Source organism: Brevibacillus sp. IT-7CA2 (assembly GCF_949767855.1).
Classification (GTDB): Bacteria; Bacillota; Bacilli; order Brevibacillales; family Brevibacillaceae; genus Brevibacillus.
In genome coordinates, this window is record NZ_CATKQT010000050.1 from 25,469 (window position 1) to 47,303 (window position 21,835).

Annotated in this window: 16 protein-coding genes; 3 read left to right on the top strand and 13 right to left on the bottom strand. The window is 41.6% G+C overall.

Annotated elements, in window-relative coordinates; translation table 11 throughout:
• Positions 1-4 precede the first annotated feature (4 nt).
• From ACM6JA_RS22965 to ACM6JA_RS22975, 3 genes are all read left to right on the top strand, one after another.
• Positions 5-184, top strand: a complete 180-nt coding sequence (locus ACM6JA_RS22965; RefSeq protein WP_221869200.1) for a hypothetical protein — start codon at positions 5-7, stop codon at positions 182-184.
• A 460-nt stretch (positions 185-644) separates the two neighbouring features.
• Positions 645-1,157, top strand: a complete 513-nt coding sequence (locus tag ACM6JA_RS22970; RefSeq protein ID WP_414854211.1) for a hypothetical protein — start codon at positions 645-647, stop codon at positions 1,155-1,157.
• A gap of 19 nt (positions 1,158-1,176) precedes the next feature.
• Entirely contained in the window at positions 1,177-1,782 is a 606-nt protein-coding gene (locus tag ACM6JA_RS22975) for a hypothetical protein (RefSeq protein WP_414854212.1), read from the top strand.
• Between the two features lie 18 nt (positions 1,783-1,800).
• On the opposite strand, the gene ACM6JA_RS22980 is transcribed toward ACM6JA_RS22975, so the two are convergent.
• The 13 genes from ACM6JA_RS22980 to ACM6JA_RS23040 form a co-directional block, all read right to left on the bottom strand.
• A complete protein-coding gene (locus tag ACM6JA_RS22980) occupies positions 1,801-1,980 on the bottom strand; it encodes a hypothetical protein (protein WP_087347720.1) in 180 nt (59 codons plus the stop codon).
• Positions 1,981-2,981: 1,001 nt separating this feature from the next.
• On the bottom strand, positions 2,982-4,187 hold the full coding sequence (locus tag ACM6JA_RS22985) for a helix-turn-helix domain-containing protein (protein WP_414854213.1): 1,206 nt from the start codon (positions 4,185-4,187) through the stop codon (positions 2,982-2,984).
• A 38-nt stretch (positions 4,188-4,225) separates the two neighbouring features.
• Entirely contained in the window at positions 4,226-4,978 is a 753-nt protein-coding gene (locus ACM6JA_RS22990) for a hypothetical protein (protein WP_414854214.1), read from the bottom strand.
• A 380-nt stretch (positions 4,979-5,358) separates the two neighbouring features.
• A complete protein-coding gene (locus ACM6JA_RS22995; RefSeq protein WP_414854215.1) occupies positions 5,359-10,746 on the bottom strand; it encodes a fibronectin type III domain-containing protein in 5,388 nt (1,795 codons plus the stop codon).
• 2 nt (positions 10,747-10,748) lie between these two features.
• The gene (locus ACM6JA_RS23000; RefSeq protein WP_414854216.1) at positions 10,749-11,639 is read right to left on the bottom strand and encodes an S-layer homology domain-containing protein; all 891 of its coding nucleotides are present in this window, start codon (positions 11,637-11,639) and stop codon (positions 10,749-10,751) included.
• Between the two features lie 62 nt (positions 11,640-11,701).
• Entirely contained in the window at positions 11,702-13,033 is a 1,332-nt protein-coding gene (locus ACM6JA_RS23005) for an AAA family ATPase (RefSeq protein ID WP_414854217.1), read from the bottom strand.
• Entirely contained in the window at positions 13,027-13,674 is a 648-nt protein-coding gene (locus ACM6JA_RS23010; RefSeq protein WP_414854218.1) for a hypothetical protein, read from the bottom strand. Before ACM6JA_RS23010 ends, ACM6JA_RS23005 begins: the two co-directional genes overlap by 7 nt.
• Positions 13,671-14,861, bottom strand: a complete 1,191-nt coding sequence (locus ACM6JA_RS23015; RefSeq protein ID WP_414854219.1) for a hypothetical protein — start codon at positions 14,859-14,861, stop codon at positions 13,671-13,673. The genes ACM6JA_RS23010 and ACM6JA_RS23015 overlap by 4 nt, the downstream gene beginning before the upstream one ends.
• A gap of 146 nt (positions 14,862-15,007) precedes the next feature.
• The gene (locus tag ACM6JA_RS23020; protein ID WP_414854220.1) at positions 15,008-15,412 is read right to left on the bottom strand and encodes a hypothetical protein; all 405 of its coding nucleotides are present in this window, start codon (positions 15,410-15,412) and stop codon (positions 15,008-15,010) included.
• Between the two features lie 15 nt (positions 15,413-15,427).
• On the bottom strand, positions 15,428-16,690 hold the full coding sequence (locus ACM6JA_RS23025; protein WP_414854221.1) for a M23 family metallopeptidase: 1,263 nt from the start codon (positions 16,688-16,690) through the stop codon (positions 15,428-15,430).
• Positions 16,691-16,705: 15 nt separating this feature from the next.
• A complete protein-coding gene (locus ACM6JA_RS23030) occupies positions 16,706-18,811 on the bottom strand; it encodes a hypothetical protein (protein WP_414854222.1) in 2,106 nt (701 codons plus the stop codon).
• The gene (locus ACM6JA_RS23035) at positions 18,808-20,676 is read right to left on the bottom strand and encodes a VirB4 family type IV secretion system protein (protein WP_414854223.1); all 1,869 of its coding nucleotides are present in this window, start codon (positions 20,674-20,676) and stop codon (positions 18,808-18,810) included. The genes ACM6JA_RS23030 and ACM6JA_RS23035 overlap by 4 nt, the downstream gene beginning before the upstream one ends.
• The gene (locus tag ACM6JA_RS23040) at positions 20,639-21,592 is read right to left on the bottom strand and encodes a hypothetical protein (protein WP_414854224.1); all 954 of its coding nucleotides are present in this window, start codon (positions 21,590-21,592) and stop codon (positions 20,639-20,641) included. Before ACM6JA_RS23040 ends, ACM6JA_RS23035 begins: the two co-directional genes overlap by 38 nt.
• Between the last annotated feature and the right edge of the window lie 243 nt (positions 21,593-21,835).

A 21,835-nucleotide genomic window follows, 5' to 3' on the forward strand; every position in this document is an offset into this window, starting at 1 on the left:
TTACATGAAAAAGAAGGCATCTTTCCTGCTTGTAGCATTATCAATGACGCTTGGTTCTCTTCTAGCAATTGATGTTCCGTATAAAAACAGCAATAATGATTCACTTTTAGCAGTTGATGTTCCTTATGGAATTAGCAAGGAAAAGTCTAACTCTCCCCAAAGAGTTCCAGACCCTGGTTATTAAAGTGTGCGGCCTATCTATACTTGTTGGTCCGGTGAGGTACGCTAGCCTCACCGCTTTTTATTGTGGTCCGCTAATATCGTTACGTACATATTCGTCATTCGTGATAACTCCGCTAACGTTAGATCAGCTCGTTCTCTATATTTTGTTAACTCACTTCCAAATGATTTTGTTTCTACCACGAAACCACACACTCCTCTTATCCCCTTTTTATGGATATGATAGCATGCTGATTTAGTGGTCTTGATTATTCATCTCTTTTTCTTGATTGATGATATTTTTCGAAAAAAAGGAAATAAGCCATTTTTTGGAAATGTTGTTATAATTAGGTTTAGTCAGAACTGTTATGGTTTCTGATGTTTTAAAATTTCGAAAAGAATGGAGGCTTGTGTCAACTTCCCTTACGAGAAGTGATGTGGACTAGGTTTTGTAAAATTACGAAAAAGATAGGAGGATTTTTTTAATGCTAAAGAAAGCAATCTTGGGATTGAGTATCTGCTCATTAATTGGAATGTCTGGAGCGACAGTTGTTTTTGCAGACACACTAAAGGACACAGATACAAACCGTCAGTCTGTTTTATACTCTGGCCAGTACCCATACCAAACGGAGACTTATATTCGATATTCAGAAGATTACGAAGACACTGGCTCAAAATTAAGATTCGATAACCGAAAGATCTATATGCACATGGAAGATGGCGAGGATCTCCCTTTTGGAGAATTTAAGACCTTCAACACGACAGTATACTATGGTGACGGTAAGCAACGTGGAGAAGTAGAAAATCGCGATTGGGATCGCGATAGGGGTGATATCATGATTCCTGGCGGAGTTACGTACAAAGCCCTTAAAAATGATTCAACTAAGTATTTGAATCTGTCATATGATAATAAAAAGGTTGAACATATAGCCACATTCTTGTTGAAAAATTGCTACCCAAATTCATTGACTCTAAAGGCCAAAGAGAGACTGGATTAATACAAAGGAGGCTTAGACTATGAAGAAGTTAGTTGGCTTGGGGTTAATGACCATTGTAATTTTGTCTAGTGCATTAGTAGGATTCGCCAGTGAAGACAATTCCTTTTACAAATTTGGTCAAAGCATCTCGGACTTTGATAAAAAAGTGCAAAAGTCACCCGGTTTAGCAAATGATGAAGTCATTGATGCGAAAGAGGTTCATGCTTTACAGATGTTTTATGAGCACATCGAGAACAAAAATAGTCAAGCTGCCAGAAAAGAAGCCATTAAGCAGGTTGTAGAGGATACCGTTTTATTACAGGAAGCAGAGAAACGAAATTTGACTGTCTCAGAGGATGAAGCTAGGGAATTTGCTAAAAAGCAACGAGAGGAATTAGGCAAAAGCTCAAATGCCGAAGAAATCCAAAAGGCAATTGATGGTCTGATTCAAGGTCTGGGTATCTCTGAAGAGGAGTATTGGACTGACTATGTTGTTAAAGGATACATGAAGCAAAACACGATCAGTAAGCTCCGTAGTGAGGTTTTAGAAGGTATTGAGGATCAGGCTACGAGAAACGAAACTTGGGAAGAATTCGTAAAAACATTAACAAAGTCATCTTCAATCGATCTAAAATCGATTGAATAAATGAAAGTGGAAACCCGTCTAGTTTTCCTTATTGGATTCACGGGTTTCATCCGAGCGTACTTTTCCAGACATTACATCATCGTAAGGGGTATAGTTAGGCGGCTTTGGAAGTCTTTTCTCCTTGATTGATCGGAAAACAATTCGGGCAATCAGGGCAACAAAAGTAAATATAATCAGCACTACAATCACTTGTGTCATGGTAAAATCCACCACCTATGAGTTTTTAGTCTTCACGACACGCACAAAGTTTCTCTCAGCCGATTGCTTATGCAATCGGCTTTTTGTATACAGTAACGCAGCCAGCCAGTGAGTGGCAACCCCCCATCTCTGTCTGTCAAAACATTATGCAATTTCTGGTGTATTGTATGACACTGGGTACATAGGGTGGTGCAGCAAGTTAAACATTTCTATAAGAAATGTTCTTATATACCGCGTGCGCCAAGTTTCACTGAGCTTTTTTGCACTCACTTGGCGGAGATCTCCAAGATCATGGTTGCAGAGGGTCCCGTCGAGCTCCGCGCGCCGGCGGCGCATCGATCCGGAATGACAACCAGAGCAGCCCCCCAGATGACTACCTTGATCAGTATAGTTAGCTAATCAGTCTTAATCAGTTTATTACATTATTTTTCAGTCTAAGACTTTATTTTCTAGTCTATAACTATATTTTCACAGAACCCCTTTACTCATCTCCACTGTAATCTTCACTAGGCCCAATCCCCTTATTCTTTCGGTTTGTTCAATTTGATCCTACCAAGCCTAAAATTGTTAGGCATGTTTGCTTACCCTTGCAGAATAAATACGGTTAACCTTTAATATTATCATTAACATTCACTTTATTATTTTCAAATTTATTAATTTTATTATTAATATTGATGTAAGGTTTAAACCTATGATAGTAAAGAAAAAAGACACCCTTGAACTGGAAAAGTTCCTTGGCTGCCTCTTATTATTAATAATGAGCTATGCTATTATCTAGCACTTGTGAAACAATCCTATTTCAACACTACCAGTACAAAAAACTCATTGTAAGCGGTTTCCTTTGTTTTTCTTTGTCTAGTCTTATAATCCGTCGAGATAATACAGAAACCATCTAAAAACCACCGTAGAATCGATCTAACACGCTATGATTATACTTTTAATAGTCTGCGTAAACGAAGACATAGTAACCATCTGCTTCTATATTGAAAAGGAGGGCGCAGTTACATTCTCTTGTCTTCGCTGGAGATACGCATAGATATATCTGTCACACCGAAATCTAAGGTTTTCGTCAAGTAATTATTGAAAAAGTTCGGATCAATTCCTGTCATACGATGAAAGAAGGATAATTCGACTTTCCAATCGTTTTCGATCATTTGACGAATGTCAACGAGACCCTTTTTGGAAACGAGGTCGATAATGGTTTTGATCTTCGTTGGTTTCTGAAGAGGAATTATTTTATCGAGCGGTTCAAGTTTTAAATAATCTTTTCGATGCATTGCCGCGTAGAAGTTCCGATGATCTTTTGGTTCAATTATCCCAAGATGAGCTGCCCTATATCCTAGCACTTGTAGCGAAACCTTCCATTTCTTCTTTAGATCAAGGTAAGCGTCGGGATTTGTGATATGGGCAACATCTTTCATATCAAGTGCGAACTCGTCTTCCGGTAACAAGAATGCTCCAGCAAATAAATCCGCCTCATTCTCAATAATTTTGTGCTCTTTCCGATCTAAATTAGCGAACTCAAGGCGGTAATGAAGCAGCAAATGCCCCAATTCATGTGCGATATCGAAGTTCCTCCGTACAGCGGATCGTTTTATATTCCCCAAAATGATATAAGGTCGATCGGTTCGGGTCCATAGGCTGTAGGCATCAATCTCCTCACCAATCGCCTTCTCAAACACGAACACTCCGCTCTTCTCGACCAGGAACATGAGATCCTCATTTGTATCCTGTGCCAAATCTAATCTCTTTCGTGCCAACTGGGCTACTTTATTGATTTGAGTCGATCTATCGTCCTCTGTCTGGTTTAAATATTCGATAACTTCGTCCCTTAATCTAATGATTTTTAGAGTAGGGAGGCTAACTTTGGCCGTGATATAGTTGACAAAGGTATCTAAATATTCGACATGCTTCGCTTCAGCCTGCGTCTTTGAGATGACATTCAAGACTTTTGAACGATAAGCGATGTTCATTACGTCGACGTCGGCAGATGTCATGTGTCGTGCAAGCATGTCTTTCGTATAGAAATATTTGCTTTTCACATTGAAAATCCGTTTTAACTCGTTCACGATTTGCATTTTAGGGGATGTATAAGCGTTCTCGTATTGCCAGACTGCCTGTTCTGTGACACCTAACATTTCGGAGAGCTGTTTTCTTGAATACCCATGCATGATCCGTAGATTGGTCAGATTTTCACCAACGAACATGCTCGCTCCCTCCTTATGACTAACAAAATCTTGATTGATTATTCGTTCTGTTGTTCCTCGTCCAAGATCCCGATGTCGAATGCTGCTGGATCCCTAATATCATCGATTTCTGGCGCTACTACTTCGCGATCCTCTTCCGTTAAATCTGCTCCAGAGATAAAGTCTGAGAGATCTTCGACCAGATAAGCGATGTTATCATTCGGATTAGGCAAGTAATGCATTATTTCTGATATCTGATATGCCTCATCGAGTGCATATGTTAGGATATGAAACTCATTGTAGGACGATTTGAAGTTTTCTAGCTCGTCTTTCACCTGACTCGCTAAAACCAAAAAAGAGAGTTGTTCATGACTTTCGTATGCTTTCTCCTTTGCCGATGATTGCTGGGTAGAGGAGAACACCAAATCATTATTGATTTTTGAAAGTTCATGTAGATATGTACGACGCGGACCTTTCCTTCCACTATCAGTAGGTAGTTTCGCTTGTGAAAAGCATTTTTCATTAAAATAAGCAGCGTTCTTAATTAGAAAAAGAATCTTGGAGTCGCCATGGATAAATTGGAGATAGTCCCATGTTAGTCCAGCTTTAGATTTCTTATATGTAAATCCGTGATCAATACACTCTTCTGCGACCTTGCTTTCAATAAAATTCCCCTTCGTCCAAGCAAAGGCTGAACTGATCTTCATTTTTGCTTTTCGATCTTTACGATGCTCAATATATTCGCGATAGCCGTCCACAATAGCGTCAACAATCATTTTGTTGTGCTCAGACTTAAATTTGTATTGTTCCATATCCACCACTCCGATTCATAAATATGAAAGCAACTTATATTTTAATCGAAATTGGGGTTTATGGATATGATTTTTTTTCTTTTTTCTAAAGTTTAGTAACATATTTCATCTGATCTTTATAGTCATTTGAAATTTCACTCCATAGTTCACTAAAATTATTATCGTTTTTTTCGTATCTTATTCTTCTGTGGGACAGGAGGGTCACTTTTTCCAAAAAGTATGGGTTAATCGTTTTTGAGTGCGATGAAAACAAAGTATTGAAAGATGTTGACATCCAATTAGCTGGTTTATCATAATAACCAATCGTAAGTCTAAGACCTTATTGTCTACGAACAACAGAAAAAAAAATCCCCTATCCAGGATAGATAGGGGATTTCATCTTAATTCTGTATTTCACTCTTGCTGATTACTTCAATGACCATTTCATTGCCTGATATCGAGACATTTTCAACCTTGGGAGCTGTTCGGTTTGGAGTAGTAATGTCACGTTGCCCCTGGTAAGTGTAAGAACCATCTGTGACCTTGAAGGAAACCTTATAGGTTGTATTATCACCCATGTCATCGAATCGCGCTTTACCATTTGCCAGCTCTTTCGATCCTTTCGCCACAGTAGCCGTTACCTTATAGAGGCTATCAGGAGCGGTCACCAAGATCCAAACTTTACCCGAGTTGACTTCACCATCGGATGTGAGGGTAATATCCCTCACAAACTGGCTGGCTTTCTGCTTAAATGCTTCTTCCTCGCTAACTGGTATGACAATCTTAAACTGCTTTTCCTTTGAGCGGTCTCCGTCCGTGACAACAACGGTCAGTACATATTCCTTCTCTACTTCAAGACCGTCAAATCGAACAGGAGCAGAGCCAAGCTCTTTCGTATCTCCGTTGATCGATCCGGTCACTTCAAGCCCATCTGCATGAATGACAGTCACATCCACCCATGCCTCTTTTTCAGACTTTCCAACTTCGTATTTTACCGTTTCCAAGAGCTTCTCCACTTTTTTGTTAAACTCTTCATCCGGATTTGACGTAGGTGGCGTGGTAGGAATTGATGGCTCAGGAAAGCTAGGCGTTCTAAACGTAACTTTTTGCTGTGTCGTCCGCTTAGCGTCCTTGACTACCACCGTGAGGGGATACTCCGTATCCAATTCAAGGTTCTCAAAGCGCACAGGGCTACTTCCGAGTTGCTTCCACTCCCCGTTTACTTCCCCTTCCACTTGGAGCCCTTTTGTATCACTTACAGATACTTCTACCCATGCTTTCTTTGCCTTCTTGTCGCCATCAACCTTGTAAACCACCGTAGAGACAATGGTTTGGACGTTATCGTAGAACTCTTGATTACCGTCACCTGTTCGGAATGTTTGCGTGACCCAACCCGAATACTCATTGTTGGCTGACTTTACTCGAATCTCATAAGTGTAATCCGTATCTTCCGTCAATCCTGACTCTTCAATGGAAAGCCCTTTAACTGACGGGCTACCACCTTCTCGTTTGACTTCAACCAAAACATCCCCCGGATTTCCATTTAACATAACACTCAAAGCAAATCCGGTATTGGTCACCTTTTGTACAGTCAATGATGGATTCGCTGGCTTCGTCCAAATGGTGATTGTATTCTTGGCACTCTTCAGCTGCCCACCTTCTGCCCAAAACTCGTAAGTGTATTTCCTCGCTGGCTGTACGTCATGATCAGAGAACGTTGTACCAGTAAAGGATTGGACGTCTTGCTTGTCTGTCCTCCTGATTTTGTAAGAAGCTGCACCTTCGACTGTATTAATGTTTAGAGCAACTGAGCTTGGAGACGATTCTTGTGAGCCAAGTGTAGGCATTTCCAATGCCAAGGTAACAGGAACTTTCACTGGATCGAACCAGAATGTCGATTCTCCCGGCAATCGGATTCCCAGCATAGCCTCAAATTTTGTTCCAGACAATCCAGGAACATCAATAATGTTTGTGGTGCTGCTCTCATTGATTTGGGAATCATCATCTACTAGATTTGTAGTCTTCACATGGTATCTTTGTCCCGTCTTTTGCTCCGTATTAAACGTTACCTTATACCCTCCCTCTCTCATTTCGAGTGTGTAGTACCGATCAAGCAGTGAAAGGATTTCATATGGGACTTCTTTGACATTTCCAACGATGTCAGAGATTCGAACAAATCCACTTTTGAATTTGTTGTCTCGTGGTAATGTTCCGGCAACTTCATTCCCTACCAACGGTTTCCACGCCTGATCATCTATCTGATACCAGATACCGTAACTACTCATAGAGTCAGCATACGTCATTCCAAACTTTGATTGGTCGCTCTTCGTGATCTTATCGAAGGTAGTAGACAGTGTAGGTGCGATCCAATCGGCTAGATACCAGCGAGTAAGCGTACCCGCGTCCTTGCCGTACTGGTTCCTAAAATTAATCTGCACCTTGTACAACCCTGGCTCGTCTACCTGGAACTGATGCTGGAGATGATTCTCTTTCACCACATTCCATTCGGACCATTCACCGTCGTTGATGTTATATCTCCAGTCCACAATGTTTTTCAAATCGTTCAATTTCAACGGCAGTTCTTTCGCTTTCACCAAAAGAACGTCTTCGCCATCGACTTTAATCGTTTTCCCGTCCCGATTTTCTGGATCAAATTCATCATCAGACACAGGATCTTTTGGATTTTCGATATAGTCACCATGAGCTTTCTTCGTTTTCGTGCTTCCAAGAGAAGTAACGACTGTTTCGATTCCGTCGCCGTTCTTAGCGAGCGCTTCATACTGGTATTCAGCTTCATTTTCAAGAGGCTTGTTATCCCACATTACATCAGATGACCAGTCACGAGCTTCTCCTGTAGTTTTGTTAATTATTTTGTACAAGGTTCCTTCAGGATTATTAGCGAGAAGATTAATCTTAATGTTGGTATAGCCCTCTTCATACTGCCCGGTTGTGATAGGATTGGCCAGTGTGTACTTTGCTGGGCTAGCAACAGAAACGGACTCAATGCCATCCTTATTCCGTGTCTTAATCTCAAATTGCTGCTTGGTATTGGCAGTCAGATTGAGAATCTGAATAGTATTTCCTGTTATCCATCCCGAATCGTAGCTATCTCCTTGAACACTCTTCACTGAAATTTCTGTAGCCATTGGATTACCATTCATGTCAAACGAGAGAATAGCTTCATTGGGACTAACCACATTCAAGTTCACATCAGTTATCGGCTTTGACAAGGAGTAAACATCTTTGGATACCGGCTCTGTCACGTTATTGAGCTTATCCCGCGCCACAATGGTAATCGTATGTTTCTCATTGGCAAGTGGGGCTGGCAGCACAAAGGTAAAGTTGACTTCCGCATCGCTGTATGAAATCACCGTTCCCGTTGCACTGTCCGAAATCTCGTATTGTGTTCCAGGTGCGTTCTTCTCACCATTGAAAGAAGCTTTGATTTTTCCATCTATGGCAACCAAGGTGACATCTTCCGCTTTGAGAGGATATGCTTTCGTTGTGACAGTACCTACAGGTATCGGGTCAGATTCACTATTTTGCCCTTGTGCCTGAGCAACAACCGAATAGGTCCGATTCCCTTGAGGGAGATCCTTAAAGGTGAAAGACAGGTCTGTTGAATACACCGTCTTATCCGTTACCCCATCCACCCAGAATCGATATTTGGTACTGGCTGCATTATTATTGGGATCGACCGTTACTGTGAAGCTATTCTCCGTGACGTTCGAGAACACTCCATTAGTAGGGACATCGACTTTCGTTATAGCCTCCGCTGTCACGTAGTCTGTTGCGATCCCATTTTGACTAGGTCGTCCATTGAATGCACGAATGCGCATCTCAAAATGGGTATCCTTGTCCAAACCATTCATGATATACAGATAGTTCGAGCTGGCTGAATTAGCAAATGGCAGCCAAGCAACATCTCCCTTTTTTCTGTATTCAATCTCATGATTTGTATAATTAGGGTTTACCGGCTTCACTTTGAGAATGATGCTCGTTGTAGTCGTCTCAATAGATTCAATCTCCGGAGATGCCGCTAATGAATACGCTGTTTTCGAAGGGGACAACGGCGACTCAGCTATCGCATTGTAAGAACGCACATTGTATGTCTGCTCCGTATTAGTTGGGAGGTTCGTATCCTCTACTTCCAGACCAGGGATGTCGCTAAATTCTTGTCCCCCACGGTAGAACTTGTAACCGGTGGTGTCGGATGTTGGTTTTGTTTTGACATGAATAGATGTCGGAGAAGTGGCTTCCACACTATCCAATTGTGGGATTTCGTTGGCACCAAATGCATACCAATTGCTCCAGTCGCCAAGAACACCAGTGTTTGAGATTGGTCGGATTCGCCATTCATGAACGCTTCCCCAATCCAACGGATTACTAGACGGTTGAACGAATTGACTGGTTGTCTGCTCGATCAAGGCCGAATCATACAGCAGTGTTGAAGCTCCAACCTTCCGGACTTGTAGGTAGAATCCTTTTTGGCCCTCCCCTTCGTCCTGTGAATAGTTCCACTTATAAGTAGGGGAGACAGTGTGCGTTTGCTCTCCACCGCTCGGCCCAATTGGTGTGATGACAGGCTTATGACTCATTCGGAAAAGGAAATCCGGATCATTATTCATGTAAGAGTATACAGGCTCGTTGTAGCCATCTTTAGTGGATAACCGTAATTTAATCATTCCATCTACACCGGCCGCATCCCACCTAAACTGAATATTGCTTCCTTGGACCGAGAATAAGGAATCCGCTACCTTTTTATCCATGAATATTGGGTTCCAATCGTTACTTCCTTCTTGCTGCCATTCCAGACTCATCAACAAGCCATTTTCAGGCGTGTAATCATCTGTAGGCTTGCTAAAAGAGATAGTCCCACCATCTGACAGGTCTTGTGGGGCTACCAGCGTTGGAGCAACAGGTTGGTAATCCTTATAGTCATAATTAATAATTGAGTTATACGCATAAGTCGCAGTTCGGTAATTAACTGTAGCAGAGTAATCCCATCTGGTTTCATAATTGTAAACAGGGACTTCCTTATAGGTGTAGGTCGGTCTGCTGCAAGTAATATTACCGTTACCTCTTGAACCACTGCCTTGATTCCAGGTAAACCAGCCCCCGTAGCTGGTGGAAGTTGATTGTAGGTTGCAATTGCTGTCGTAGGAATGATCGTATTCAGTGGCAGAGGTATACCACCGTTCAGTCCCATGTTCATCTTTTTCGTAACCTGAAGTTGACCATGTGATACTCCATGCGTAGTTACTAAAATTTTGATACGTAACTTCTGTCTTCGTTTCCGTGTATGGAGGGACGCGAACTTGATAAGAGGTACCGCCTGTCCAGCTAACTCCCAATGTATCGCCATTCACAGACGTTTCCACCGTGCCGTTTGTTGTAGTTTTCGATACAACATCATAGAGTCCAGGAAAGACTTTACTTGCAGATCCAGCAGCAGTTGTATTGCCTTTATCCTCAAGACTAGTGGATTCATTTTTGAATGAAGTAGGTTTACCATCTTTCATTGTAATGGTCAATTTGTTGTTATCTCGTGTAAGGCTAGCTGTTCCGTTGTCTGATGAAACAGTTGCTTTAGTAACCTCATTTACTGGAAGTGTGGCTGTTTTGGTTTGAGCCTGATAAATACCAGTAGAAGGTACGCTTAAAGTTCCACTTCTAATCACAAAATTTGAAGCTGCTTTAGCTGGGACTGGAGCAATTATGCCAATTTGCGTTAAGAAAATTGCTCCCGTTGTCAACGATGTAAGAATACGTTTTAAAGCTTTTTTCACTCTTACTCCCCTCCCTCAATGACACCTTTTAACTTTAAAAGTCGAAGAATGATCGATGCAGCTTGTCCTCTCGTGGTGCTTTTGAATGGACCAAACGAGCCATCAGGAAACCCTTTCAGCAGTTCTGCTCCAGTTACTTTCATCACTTCGTCTTTGTAAAGAAGCTTATCCTGGTCTTTGAATATGACCTTGGTTTCTTTTACATCCTTCTTCCGTACCTCTTTTGACAGCCAGTACGCGACCTCTTCTCGATAGATTGGCTTATTAGGATACATTAAATATTTGGGATAGATTGACTCATCGATGTTTTGACGTGCCTCTAAGAATCTCACATATGAGTAAAACCACTCATTTGGTTTCACATCTTGCAGTTTGGAACCATGATTCCCAACATCAAACTCCTTATCAAACATTTGTATTGCTCTCACCAGTACTGCTGCAAATTCTGCTTTAGTGATCTCCTTATCCGGTTTAAAAGTGCCATCCGGATACCCCTTAAATAGACCGAGCATGACCATCATTTGAATATCTGTTTTGGCCCAATGATTAGTGGTATCAGGAAAAGCTACTATGGAATCATTCGTACTACCTGGTTTTTGAGCACTTCCTCCGCTTACTCCTCCACCGCCTCCATTTCCTTTACTGCCCCCACTATTTTTTTTAGTTGGAATTTTGATGATCTTGTTATCAGGAGTATTGGGGACAGTAACCACAACCGTTACTTCTTCCGGTTGAAAATCGAAATCCAAAACTACATAGTTCCCGTCCTTATCCTTAATCTTGTATTGGGTTGTGCTTTTGGGTACCTTTACTACCTCTTTCTGATCCGCAAATGCTTGACCGGGTAAAATCATCATTGCAAAAGTAATGAAAGACAAAATTAACTTTTTCATTGTTCCCTCCATTAACATAAAAGAAGGTAGCCCCTGCATTAGGGACTACCTCTTCTCATTATTCATGAACGACTGAACAAGCTACTCAAAAATCCCTTTTTCTTCTTCGGGGACTGATAATCGATTACGATCTTTTGAATGATTTCCTCCATTGCTTGAGAAAATGGATTCTTCATGTCCTGCTGGACCATCACCTTCCCTTCATTATGAATACCTCGCATTCCTTGTACTTCAGGTAAGAAGCCGATGACATTCAGATCAACTACTCGTAAAAATTCTTTGCATTTGTCTCGTGTCAAGGTATTACGATCTTTTTTCAATGGTTCAAAGTTCACTACGACATTTATTTTTTCTGAAGATAGTTGTCGATTTCTCCAGATGACAGCATAGTCTTGAGTATCTTTGATGGTAGCTAAATCATAATCCACTACTAAGATCGTTTTAGTAGCCGTTGTCATCGCACGTTGTAACAAATCTTGACGCTCTGGTCCCATATCAATCACGACAAAATCAAAAACCTTATTCAAATGACTAAGAATGTAATCCAGCAGCTCTGGAGAGCAATTCTCTCCTACATTGACGCTTGGAAGAACATACATGCCATCTGGTAGCTTCACAACCAAATTAGTGAGAATCTGTTGATCGGTAAGATTAACTCCACGCTCCATATAGCTCTCCCATGTTTTCACATTAATTGAGAACTTCATTTTCAATCGGGTGGATATGTTCCCATGAGGGAGCATAAAATCTACCAGCACAACTCTACCACGCTTCGATTCGTGTAAGAGTCGAGCCGCATTCATTACAACAGTCGTTTTACCTATTCCACCTTTTGTTGAAGTGACCACTAGGGTTTGTCTTCCGCCAATCCCTCGTAAATGCAACTCGTCTAAACGAGCATAATTCAGGGGCACTTCTTCTTTCTGGGTAACAGGCAACACAGGCTCTTCCGATTCTAATACTTCTTGTGCCTGAAACACTGGGCTCACCACAATTTGAGACTGAGCTACTGATTGACGCTGTATAATTGGCTGTATCGGTTTTTTAGGGGAAAGACGGATCATCTGTTCTTCATTTTGATTGCCTATTCCCTCATTGATAACAACCTCTTGCTGTTCTTCAATGAACTTTCTTTTATCCAAGTAATCCTCTGCACCGGCTTTAATAGCTTCTCGTAATTGATTCATGTCATTTGGATGATCCCCTATTACATACACCTTTGCGGGTGTTAGGGAAGAAATCAATTCTCTATGCTCTGGCCACAATAGATACACAATAGCATGTGGGTTATCTCGTACTAACGACGGCAGATCGCTGACTGATACAACCTGCACCCCTTCTTGCTTAATAGGTACAAGGGACAACACTACTTGATTGATTTGAGCAGCTAACATACTTGTATTCCTCCTTTATATCGAACAATAAATGTTTTCCATTCCTCTTTAATGGGATGAGCAACATCAAGTTGTCTTCCATATAACTTTTTGATTGCGTTTTTCCAATCACGTACTGACATTTGAGGAGCAGAGGGATCGTGCAGCTCGTCTGTTTCCTGCCATTCCAGCCCCAATTTGGTTACTGTTTTTCGTGCTGCTTTTCGGAATATTTCATGAGTAGTACCAATAAAAACAAGATCAAATCTTTGTTGGCTGGCATACTCATAAAGCGTTTCAATGTCCCTGATAAACTCACGAAGCAATTGAACCTTAGTTATTTTTTCTTTCGGATGGTGCATGATGTGTAATTCAAAATGTTTTTCTGACTTATCTTCTTGTTGAATTGGAATAACCATAATTCGTTTTAAGCCCATTCTCTTAGAATCGTTGCGCCATTTCCGCTGAATGTTCTTTCTTTTCCAAAGCCCCCAAAAAATCACGTATAAAGTAAGCACGTAAAGTACAGAGGCAATATAAATTACATAATCCTCTAAGATACCCATAACATGTAATAATACTAGGATGATTACGACAACTATCATCCCCCAACCTAAAAAAAGGCTTTTCTTTTGCCACATTCTCAGTTTGTGCATGTTCATGACACAATCCCACCATTCATGAAGTATCCAGTAGAATCAAACTGCCAGATTTTAAGTAGCTCCTGGCGTAACACTTCATCAGATAACGCCCTTGGCACCCCTTTTTCAATACGTTCGTAAGTATCTGAGTAACGGGGTAAAGTCACAACCACAGGGAGATGGATAAGTTTAGACGGGTCACCAAACTGACTCTCTTGGTTCCAGATCATACCGATTGGCTGCAAATCACGAATGGCTTTCGCTACTTCAATTTGGTGTGCAAGATCAGAATCCAAAACCAGGAACAATTTATGTGGTTGCAAAAAAGAAAGAACTTCAACACGTCTCGTCTCAACAACGAGAATTTCCGCTTGTGAAGTCCTTTCTAGGCCACTTACAGTCAAATCTATTCCTTCAAGTTGGAAGGGGAAAACGGGTGCGTTGAACCAATGCTTGACACGCCCCGTGTCATCCATGTATTGGACTTTCTTACCCAGTAACCCAAGAGCAATAGACAAGTTAACACCAATAAATGTTTTTCCGGTTGACTCTGGCGAATAAAGAACTAAACACTCTTGCTCTAGTTGGCTTTTGTACACCGGAGCCGGTTCGTCTCCTTGTTGTGAAGGAATATGACTGGGAGTTTCCTTACTTGAAAATTTTTTATGAACAGAACCAATCAACTGTTCCATTGAATTTTTACCTAGTTCTTTTGCTGATGCAATCACATCAGCAACTTTTTCTTTCGCTTTGTTCGAATAATTCTCATTGGATGCTGGGGGCTCTTTGCTTTCTGCTTCTAGTGATAGCGGTGAATGGGCTGGTAAAACTGACTCATTCTCTTGCTTCTGTTCTTCCCCTAGTTCCTCTTGGTATGTTTTATGGTCTAAATCCCTCTTGTGGGACTCGTTCGAGCCTTTCGCTGGAGTGAACGATATAGATAACGATTGTAACCAACGCTCTAATTCACTCCCAAACTCTTTCTGCCCCTCATAGATTAAGTAAGGTATGCCGATCGTTTTGATAATGTCACTCGCTGAAGTACTCTCCTGCAAGATGATCCCTGTCACACCTTTACGTAGATATTCAACCGCTTGATCAAAGTCAGGCAGAGGCTCTGACAATTCCAAGTCTTTAATATCAAAGCGGTAAAACAGAGTTTTGATCTTATCGTAGACAATAGGGGTACAGATCATTGCTATCCTCAAATTCTATTCACTCCTTTCCTGTTTACACACAAAACAAACCTCCTTGCTCAAACGAGAAGGAGGTCTATCTATCAAAGTGTGTAATTCTGGCAATTGCTAATTGTCAATAATCACACATTACCATTCATTTCCGTTCTATGCAAGCTTTATTCCATCCATGACCGGAGTAACTCAGCACACTCTTCAAGAATGGAAAGTGCCCCTTGCAAATCTCCAAGAACAAACAATGCCATAAAGGCAGCTCCAATCACTCCTATTCCGGTAAGAACCAGTCTCTTACTAAATATGGCTCCGATAATGATGATGAAAACACCTATGACCAGACCTGCCATTGCAATAGGAACAGATGAGCTTTTACCCTTATTTGATATATCCCGTTGCATTTTTGAAAAGCCTTGTTTAACTTCTTCTTGAGTCATAGGTTTGAGATTCAAATCTACTTGTGTATCCGATGAGTTTTGTTTATTAGCTTGCCCTTCTTCTGCAAACGCCTGCGGCACGCTCCATAAGCAGATAAAAAGCAACGCTATCATTAATCCGATATTTCTCATCTTTCCAGTCCTCCCTTATTGTTTGGTCTTTATAAATTGGAGGGGATCAATCGCATTCTTCTTTCCAAAGGCATTTTTGTATACCGACCAATGCAAGTGAGGCCCAGTACTTCTTCCTGTTGACCCCACATTCCCAATCAATTTTCCTTTTGTCACCTGCTCGCCCTTTTTCACCTGAATTGCCGATAAATGACCATAGAGAGTTATATAACCACCGTGTTGTATCATGATCGTCTTTCCAAACCCATTCATGTTTTTGGCGTGCACTACTACACCGTCCAAAGGTGCATAAACAGGAGTACCAGGAGGAGCGGCTAAATCTAAACCATCATGGTAGGACGTCACGCCGGTATATGGATCGCGCCGATACCCAAAGGAAGATGACATCCAGTAGTCTTTTCCTTCTTTGCCTGCAAGGGGAAGGATACCTGTCCATCCTCCATCTACAATTGGTGGAGGGATATTGGGATTTTCCGGAACACCTGGCTTTGTAGAAGGTGCCTTGTCTCCAATTTGGGAAAGCAGATACTGCGTTTCTTCCCACTTGTCCCCGCTATAATTGAGGGCCAAATCTATCACTAACTGCTGATCTTTCTTCGGTAATTTATACGACTTTAGTAGCGTTAATAGGCGATTTTCATCCTCTGGTAAGAACTCCGTTTCCACACTCTCTAACTCGTATTTTTCAACAATGATACTTTCGTCATTTGTAACGACTTTGCGGTACACCATCTGATGAGTAGCATTATACGCATCAACACGATCTAACAAGGAAACAGGATACGTATAGGTAACCCACCTTGTTTTCCCATCTTCAGTTACCTCTTTCTTTTTTACAATTACAGTTGCTTGCTTCCAAGTAAACTCTGGCTTTAATGCTGCATAATGCTTTTCAGGCTGCGGATTTCGGTTCGTCTTGTCGTTATTCGTGGGATCTCCTAACACCCGATCCACAGCTGCCAAAAGGGTCCAGGGCAACCGAAACCCGTATCCTTGATCATATTGACTTGGCGTGTACATTTGTTGCTCTTTAGAACCTAAGTCCTTGAGCATTAACTCTTGGTATTTATCACCTAATTCCTTATCTTTTTTGGTATTCCATTCATCTGTCCCTGTCGTAAAAAAACCAATGACCCCCTCAGTATCAAGGTAGGTCATTGGCATGATAAACAACCAGGCTATTCCGCTGAACCCGAGAAAGAACAGTAAGCCAAATATCGAACCAATCACAAGTAAAAACTTAAGAAATGATCCAAACAAACCTTTAAAATATCTCACTATATCCCTCCTACATCATCGGTTTTCGGGAGGTTGAATGGTGTTCAGATTCATTGATTGATTGGTCTTATATGGCTGATCAGGCTTCAATGGCTTAAGATCATTTTGGACTGGCGAAGGCTGTGATACATTGTTCGTTTTGGGTTGAACGTCTGTCGATGGAACAGAATTGTTTCGTTGAGCTGAAACTGATGGTTGTATTTGCAAAGTTGTATTAGAAATTGCTGGGCTTGTGTTAATTTCTTGACCAGTACTGCTTGTGTCGTATTTACCCAATACTGCATCATTATTATTTCTAACCGTATCCGTTGAAGCAGGACCTGATAGGGTTGGTTTAATAGGTGGCGCAGATAAGTCAGGGGGTACCGTATGTGATGGTGTATGAGTTGGCACACGATTAGATTGAGCTGTCTGCGTATTAGATAAAGGGATATTGCCTTGCCGGGTATTCTGGGTTTGATCCAGCGGAACATTGGGCTTCAACGGCTGCTGGTTATAAGAAGCATCAATAGGTGCTGCTGCCCTTTGCCCATTTGTCACGTTTTGACCTGAACTTGAATACGATTCTGATGAAGATGGGACAGGAACTGTTTGGGACGGTGTGGATGGCGTATTGCTTGATACCCTTCCCTTGCCACGAGCTGCATGACGAGATGCACCCATCGCAGCATTAGCAACCCCTATACCAGCCCCCATATTGCCCGTAAGCATTGAAGCAGCTCCTGCAACGGTTGCAATTCCAACCCCTGCTACCAACCCAGCTCCTGAATAAGCTAACGCCTTTGGTGCCGCATGTACTGCATTCTGTCCAGCGGCTTTGACCCCTTTTGAAACGTTCATAAGAGACTCCATATTCGGTAAGAATCCTTTTGCACCACCAGCTTGTCCTACACTCGGGGGTGGTGTAGATGACTTGTTCGAAGACGTAGCCAAATTTGAGTCCATTACAGGAGGTTTGGAGTTGTTTCCCCCTCCATTCCCACCCCTCATAACTTTGGTTATTTGTCCAAGTCCTACGTAAGCATTCAGTCCAAATGCAGAACTTACTGCACCACCTGGTGAACCTAATACCATGGTAACGAGTGCAGGGATACCAATTAAGCCGGCAATTAATACAAAAAGTAGTATCACCTTTGAAACAAATGAACCGTTATTAAAAATCGCTGGATAAAGAAAGGCTAAGAACATTGCTTGAAAGCCTTGGGACAGAGTCAGCGATAATATAGAGTTCAACCATATACTAAATGCATTCCGACTAGCAGGAAATATAGAAGAGTAGGCTACTGCCGGAAAAAACGCAATATGTGATGCAATCCCAACCATTCGATTAACATACTGAAAGTTAAAGACTGCAACAAAACATACAGCTACCACAAGTACCAGAGCCATTCCAATTCCGACACCTGCCGCTGCATATGGTAAAACAGCAGCACCTGTCGTCATAGCAAAATACGCTCCTGCAACCCCCCCAGCAGTACCCGACATCGCAGCTACACCACTCATATCCACAATTCCAAGACTATACGCAAGTGCATTGAAAAATCCCACATCGGTTACTTGACCGATGCTCATCTCTTGGAAAAATGCAGACACAATTGTATATCCAAATCGAATTAGAAACGTATTCAAACCAAAAATCATTTGAAATATATAGCTTCCGAAATACATTGACCCCATAAAGATGAGAAATCCTGTTGTCATATCCCTAGCTGTCATTTGGGATGCAGGGCTACCTGCTTGGAAAACTATTAGGAATACCCATGCTGACAAAGCCAAAACTAGTAAATAACCGATCAATTCACCTTGAATGGAGAAGATATTCGAAATCCCCTCCCACATGGCTGAAGGAATTAAGCCATAAACAAGGTTTGATTCTTGCTTCAATCCAAAAACTAGCTCATTGATGTCTTTAAGGCCTAAGAATCTAACAATAAAGTTTGGAATAGCCACCACAAAGTCAGCAATCATCTTCTCAAAAGTCCCTGGTTCCTCATATTCGGGAAGGGAATCATTTTGAGAAGGGCTTGGGGTAACTGGATTATCTAAAGCTGAATTGTTTGTGGCACACCCTGTTAAAATCAATAGGCAAATGATAAAAAGGAGGAATCTATGTCGTTTCATGAAACCCCCTCCAGGTCGTTCATATCGGTTGTGTAACGCCAATATTCTTCAGGCGTAGACAGAATACGTACAATCGTACTTTCTTCATCCACTTTGAGAATACCCACCCCTTTCGGAGCATTTAATAAGCGCATAGCTTCTCCTTCGGACAAATCAAACTTCCCTTGTACAGCATCGATATCGATCGCCTCCTGACGCATTAGGAGCTTCGTAGGAGCGTTTTTCAATATCCCCATGCCTTGTGGTACCCGCAATAGCACTTCAAAGCCCTGTGTGGCTATCCAGATGCCTCCATTTAGCTTCCGAATCTCACGATATTGATTTTCGAGTGCAATGGCATCCTCCTCATTCTCCAAAACCTTCTGAGCTTCATCGATGAACAAGCGTTTTCGTCGACGATTTTTCTTCACAAAGTTTTCATAGAGCCACTTCATGGAGACAAACATACCAAGAGGCTGCATCCATTCTTTATCCAGCCCCTCTAAACAAATACCTATCGGTTTAAACTCTGTTACGTCAAATGTACTTTCACCATCAAATATTGATTTGCTTGGGTCTCCACCTTCCCTCGTAAACATCCGGAAAAATGGCAGAACCCGTTGCAAATCTTTGTGATCTTTCATTAACTGATAATGATCGTATAGCGTCGGCATACTTTTACGATATTGTTCTCCATCTTTTGTCACAAACAGACTTTGCGGATCTGTTGTGATCTTCCAATCTTCATACAAGGCTTGTAACGTATCATACAGCGCCACTTTCACTTGCCCAGTAAGTTCATTCTTGTCGAGAAGCCGAACGATCTTAAATAGGAATGGCAAAATAGCCTTGTGTGATTCCTCCAAATTGACGAAGGTTCTCCCTGCTTTGTCCGTCTCTTCACGCACCTCGTACAAATTAATCCGGTGATGGTTAGCTTCCGTTGGAGACAACTCGATATAAACACCATCCATGGAGTCTACTAAATCTTTATATTCTCTATGTAAATCTACAATACCCGTTGGTACACCGAGGGACCAAGTACGTCTTGTAATAATCTTAAAAGCAAATGACTTACCTGCACCAGATCGTCCAAAAATGAGCCCATTTTGATTGGCTAATGGAGGATGCCAGTTATCATAATAGACAGGTCGATTATAATGGTCTAACCCGAGAACAATGCCAGTACGATGAGACAACCCCCCATAACCAAAAGGAAAGGAGTCCGCAACATTGCTAGACTCCATTTGCATGTAAGTATCATCAAAATCGGATCTCTTGCCGATGCCAATAGCATGACGGAGCGCTTGAAGTTGTCTCGTATCCGCAGCCTTAAACAACATCCCTATACTCCCCATAGCTTTTACCATCAATCGACTCATTTTTTGCAATATCTCTGGTTTATTTGAGCCAATACTTACAATAAAGGAGGTATTGAATAACTTTTCTTCGTTGGTCCGTAGCCGAGCCATTTGTTGTTCTAAATCGCTTAGTTCTTGATACATACTTCCTAATTTCGCACGATGGTGAGTATTTTGCATATCCGCTTGTAGAAGCGCGATCCGATCCGCCATGCGGTTCATTTCTGTGCTACCATCAATAGGCTCAATGGCCACAGTTAAATCTATTTCAGCTTCTCCGCTTTGAAGGAGTAAACGATCTAGCATACCAACCCATGTTGTCCTACCTGTCATTTTGGCAAACCATGTCCGAACAAATTTGGCACCTGTTGTGTTGTTTCCAATCTCTACTCGGTAATCGCTGTAAGCATCAGATTGACGGTCGATTAATACACTTGGTGACATAACCGTTGATTCTTTCTCACTTAAAACACTTTGAGTTTTTTCTTCAGGCGGTAACTCCGGCTTTCCCTTTCTCCAAAACATGTTGGCCACTCCTTACCTGCATATTCATAAGGGACACGGTATCTTCCCCGACTCCCCCAACCCGTTGTACAAATTCATCGAGCGAGACAAGTCCAGATACTTCACGATTAATGGAACCATTTAGGTAGTTCTTTACGTCTTTACGATTCATTGGTGCCGTATACAACTTAATGTTTGAAAAAGTGCTTTGCGTCACTCTCAAACTATTTAACAGCTCCTGTTTCGCGATTTCGCGATAATCTGATTGTTGTCCCTTTCTAAATTTTTGAAGTACATCACTAATTAATGGGTTTGTGACCGCACCAGCCAACTCGTCCATAAAACGATAATCTGTTTCAAGCACAAGGAAGCATTGTTGATCTTGAATCTTTTGATCTTGAATGACCTGATTAAAGACATCTTCTTGTTCCTTTACGTACTGAATATTGAGTACATCCCCCATTTCAATTGCCTTGCTTCTTAAATCATGGAAGTACTCTTGTAAGTCATATGGATGTGATTCTATGCGAAACCGTACCGGATGAGATAGCATCGACAGCCATTCACGAAAGGTCAACCATATTGCACGTTGTTCCTGTGGCGATTTCAAAATAAAAGAGATGGGCTGGACACGAAGCATCATCATGTAACGATCATCGTCGGTCACAATAAACCCATCCTCATCAATTTCCTTTGGTTTAAACCAATCAACGGCTTTTTCTTTCGGTTTTTCTTTCTTCCCTCTTTTCAAGTAATACATTAAGATACCGGCAATTATTACAACACCAATATCCCTAAGTAGCAGCCAGTCGAAGCCACCGGACGATTTCAAGCTCCCTTCCGCGGCATAAGCTGTACCTGAAACGTGAAACAAGGCAAGCCAGAGAAACCATAGATATTTATGTCGAATCAAAAGTACACCTTCTTTCTTCGCCAAAACTGAAACCACATACTAACGTACTTACCCAGAGGTAGATCAGTTGATGGATGTTTAAGAAATGAGAATGCTAACGCGATCTTAAATGGGATTAAGTGTGGTAAGTATCCCCAATAACCAACAAAAGGAAGAGGTGGAATATGGCTTGTCAGCAAAAAGCTGACAAACCCACCGCCTAACCACCATAGCAATTGTCGAAATGATAATTGAATTGGACCGATGTTAACAAATGTTGATTCTTTA

Excerpts from the sequence above, each read along its gene's own strand:
- ACM6JA_RS23010 (WP_414854218.1), bottom strand. The coding sequence starts at position 13,674 with ATGAACATGCACAAACTGAGAATGTGGCAAAAGAAAAGCCTTTTTTTA.
- ACM6JA_RS22980 (WP_087347720.1), bottom strand. The coding sequence starts at position 1,980 with ATGACACAAGTGATTGTAGTGCTGATTATATTTACTTTTGTTGCCCTG.
- ACM6JA_RS22985 (WP_414854213.1), bottom strand. The coding sequence starts at position 4,187 with ATGTTCGTTGGTGAAAATCTGACCAATCTACGGATCATGCATGGGTAT.
- ACM6JA_RS23000 (WP_414854216.1), bottom strand. The coding sequence starts at position 11,639 with ATGAAAAAGTTAATTTTGTCTTTCATTACTTTTGCAATGATGATTTTA.
- ACM6JA_RS22990 (WP_414854214.1), bottom strand. The coding sequence starts at position 4,978 with ATGGAACAATACAAATTTAAGTCTGAGCACAACAAAATGATTGTTGAC.
- ACM6JA_RS22975 (WP_414854212.1), top strand. The coding sequence starts at position 1,177 with ATGAAGAAGTTAGTTGGCTTGGGGTTAATGACCATTGTAATTTTGTCT.
- ACM6JA_RS22970 (WP_414854211.1), top strand. The coding sequence starts at position 645 with ATGCTAAAGAAAGCAATCTTGGGATTGAGTATCTGCTCATTAATTGGA.
- ACM6JA_RS22965 (WP_221869200.1), top strand. The coding sequence starts at position 5 with ATGAAAAAGAAGGCATCTTTCCTGCTTGTAGCATTATCAATGACGCTT.
- ACM6JA_RS23005 (WP_414854217.1), bottom strand. The coding sequence starts at position 13,033 with ATGTTAGCTGCTCAAATCAATCAAGTAGTGTTGTCCCTTGTACCTATT.
- ACM6JA_RS23030 (WP_414854222.1), bottom strand. The coding sequence starts at position 18,811 with ATGAAACGACATAGATTCCTCCTTTTTATCATTTGCCTATTGATTTTA.
- ACM6JA_RS23035 (WP_414854223.1), bottom strand. The coding sequence starts at position 20,676 with ATGTTTTGGAGAAAGGGAAAGCCGGAGTTACCGCCTGAAGAAAAAACT.
- ACM6JA_RS23020 (WP_414854220.1), bottom strand. The coding sequence starts at position 15,412 with ATGAGAAATATCGGATTAATGATAGCGTTGCTTTTTATCTGCTTATGG.